This window comes from Stenotrophomonas sp. 05L44_2 (assembly GCF_056665995.1).
The window spans coordinates 1-2,952 of record NZ_JBFTNR010000526.1 but is presented as its reverse complement, the minus strand read 5'-3'; the positions used below and the strand labels follow the sequence as shown (position 1 = coordinate 2,952).

3 protein-coding genes are annotated in these 2,952 nt (G+C 67.7%); all 3 read left to right on the top strand.

Annotated elements, in window-relative coordinates:
* Positions 1–1,405, top strand: a 1,405-nt coding sequence (locus tag AC1VAN_RS16875) for a DNA topoisomerase (protein ID WP_480986257.1), incomplete at its 5' end; no start/stop codon positions are given.
* Between the two features lie 121 nt (positions 1,406–1,526).
* Positions 1,527–2,087: an L-threonylcarbamoyladenylate synthase type 1 TsaC gene (gene tsaC, locus AC1VAN_RS16870; RefSeq protein WP_480986256.1), complete on the top strand. Its 561-nt coding sequence runs from the start codon at positions 1,527–1,529 to the stop codon at positions 2,085–2,087.
* A gap of 43 nt (positions 2,088–2,130) precedes the next feature.
* On the top strand, positions 2,131–2,838 hold the full coding sequence (locus AC1VAN_RS16865; protein ID WP_032976669.1) for a DUF4124 domain-containing protein: 708 nt from the start codon (positions 2,131–2,133) through the stop codon (positions 2,836–2,838).
* Positions 2,839–2,952: the final 114 nt, after the last annotated feature.

Genomic DNA, 2,952 nt, shown 5'->3' with positions numbered 1-2,952 from the left:
GGCCCAGGTCGCGCGGTTCCTGACCGACGACGAGCGCAAGCTGTACGAACTGATCTGGAAGCGTGCGGTGGCCTGCCAGATGATCCCGGCAACGCTCAACACCGTCAGCGTGGACCTGTCGGCCGGCAGCGAACATGTGTTCCGCGCCAGCGGCACCACGGTGGTGGTGCCCGGCTTCCTGGCCGTGTACGAGGAAGGCAAGGACAGCAAGAGCGCCGAGGATGACGATGAAGGCCGCAAGCTGCCGGCGATGAAGCCGGGCGACCGCGTGCCGCTGGAGCGCATCGTGGCCGACCAGCACTTCACCCAGCCGCCGCCGCGCTTCACTGAAGCGGCGCTGGTGAAGGCGCTGGAAGAGTACGGCATCGGTCGTCCTTCGACCTACGCCTCGATCATCCAGACCCTGCTGTTCCGCAAGTACGTGGAAATGGAAGGCCGCAGCTTCCGCCCGTCCGATGTCGGCCGTGCGGTGTCCAAGTTCCTGTCCAGCCACTTCACCCAGTACGTCGACTACGACTTCACCGCCAAGCTGGAGGACGAGCTCGATGCCGTCTCGCGTGGCGAGGAAGAGTGGATTCCGCTGATGTCGCGCTTCTGGGGACCGTTCAAGGAACTGGTCGAAGACAAGAAGGAATCGGTCGACCGTGCCGAGGCCAGTGGTGCGCGCGAACTGGGTACCGACCCGAAGACCGGCAAGCCGGTCAGCGTGCGCCTGGGCCGGTTCGGGCCGTACGCGGCCATCGGCAGCACCGCCGAGGATGCCGAGGACAAGCCCAAGTTCGCCTCGCTGCGGCCGGGCCAGTCAATGCACACCATTTCCCTGGAAGACGCGCTGGAACTGTTCCTGATGCCGCGCGCGCTGGGTGAGGACAAGGGCGAGGACGTCAGCGTCGGCATCGGCCGCTTCGGCCCGTTCGCCAAGCGCGGCAGCACCTACGCCTCGCTGAAGAAGGAAGACGATCCGTACACCATCGACCTGGCCCGCGCCGTGTTCCTGATCGAAGAGAAGGAAGAAATCGCGCGCAACCGGATCATCAAGGAGTTCGAGGGCAGCGACATCCAGGTGCTGAACGGTCGTTTCGGCCCGTACATCAGCGACGGCAAGATGAACGGCAAGATCCCCAAGGATCGTGAACCGGCATCGCTGACCCTGGCCGAGGTGCAGCAGTTGATGGAAGAAACCGGCAAGCCGGTGCGCAAGGGCTTCGGCGCCAAGAAGGCCGCCGCCAAGAAGGCACCGGCAAAGAAGGCGGCAGTGAAGAAGGAAGCCGCGCCGAAGAAGGCTGCTGCCAAGAAGGCGCCGGCCAAGAAGGCGGCTGCGAAGAAGTCCGTGGCCAAGAAGGCACCGGCAAAGAAGGCCGTCAAGAAGGCCGTCAAGAAGGCGGTCAAGAAGGCTGCCAAGTAGATCCACGCCATGCGTGGATGATCTGCCAAGGTGAGCGGACCCACGGTCCGCCCCCACCGCTCCACCCGCTCTGCACGCAGCGGGGGGATAATGAAGGCCCACGCCGGGCCCGGTCGCCGCCATGAAAGAACTCACACTGGACACCGCAGTCGCCACGCTCCGCAGTGGCGGGGTGATTGCCTACCCGACCGAAGCGGTCTGGGGCCTGGGTTGCGATCCTGCGCACGAGGCAGCGGTGCACACGCTGCTGCGACTGAAGCAGCGCCCGATCGAGAAAGGCATGATCCTGGTGGCCGCTGACCTGTCGCAGCTGCAGGGCTGGGTGCGCCTGCAGGCGCTGCCCGATGCACGCCAGCGCGCAGTGCTCGCCAGCTGGCCCGGCGCCAACACCTGGATCCTGCCCGCCGGCACGCGCGCGCCCGGCTGGATCACCGGCGAACACAGCGGCATCGCGGTGCGAATCAGCGCCCATCCCCTGGTAGCAGCCCTGTGCCAGGCCTGGGGTGGCCCCCTGGTCTCCACCAGCGCCAACYTTGCCGGCGAGCCCCCCGCGCGCAGCCGCGAAGAGCTGGACGCTCGCCTGCTGCGCCTGCTCGACGGCATCCTCGATGGGCAGACCGGCGGCCTGGCCCAACCCACGCCGATCCGCGACGCGCTCAGTGGCAACGTACTGCGGTCCTGACAGGTCCATTGCGTCGGTGTTGCCGATCGCGCACGCTGCGCCCATGACCCTGCTGCGCGCTGTCCTGTCTCTGGCCCTGCTGCTGTCGTTGCCGGCCCTTGCCGCCGACGACGTGCGGGTCTACCGCTGCGTCGGCAGCAATGGTGCCGTCGCGCTGCAGGACAAGCCCTGCACGGCCGGCCGCCAGCAAGTGCGCGACCTGCAACGGCCGCGCGACCCGCCGCCACGGGTGGTCAGCACCGAGGCCGCGCCGCCCGCATCGGTGCAGACGCCAGCGATGCGCGAGCGCGAGGTGCGCCATGTCTACATCCAGCCGCCACAGCCGATGTACGAATGCGTGAGTGAAGACGGCGACCGCTACACCAGCGACAACAACGAAGGGAATCCGCGCTGGGTGCCGCTGTGGACGACGGTCTGGTACCCGCATGGTCATCCTGGCGGTGCRTACCCCGGACCGCATCCGGGGCCGCGTCCGGCCGGCAGCGGCAACACCATCGGTACCCCCATCGGCGGCGGGCCTCCGGTGTATCGCCCGCCGTCAGTGGGCGTCGGTGTCAACGTGCCTGCCGGCAACATCCTGGTGCGCGATACCTGCCACGCCCTGCCCCCGCAGGAAGTGTGCGCACGCCTGCGTGATCGTCGCTGGGAACTGGACCGGCGTTACAACAGCGCGCTGCAGAGCGAGCGCACCGCGATCAGCAGGGAGCAGCGTGGCATCGACGCGCGGCTGGCGCAGGACTGCGGCGGCTGAGCYCTGCGCTGGGGGCTRTGCCCCCGCTTTGGTAGAYGCCCACCTTGGTGGGCRCTGGCAAACARCGGTGCCAACCAAGGTTGGCAACTACCGGGGCATCTGAGCCCTGCGCTG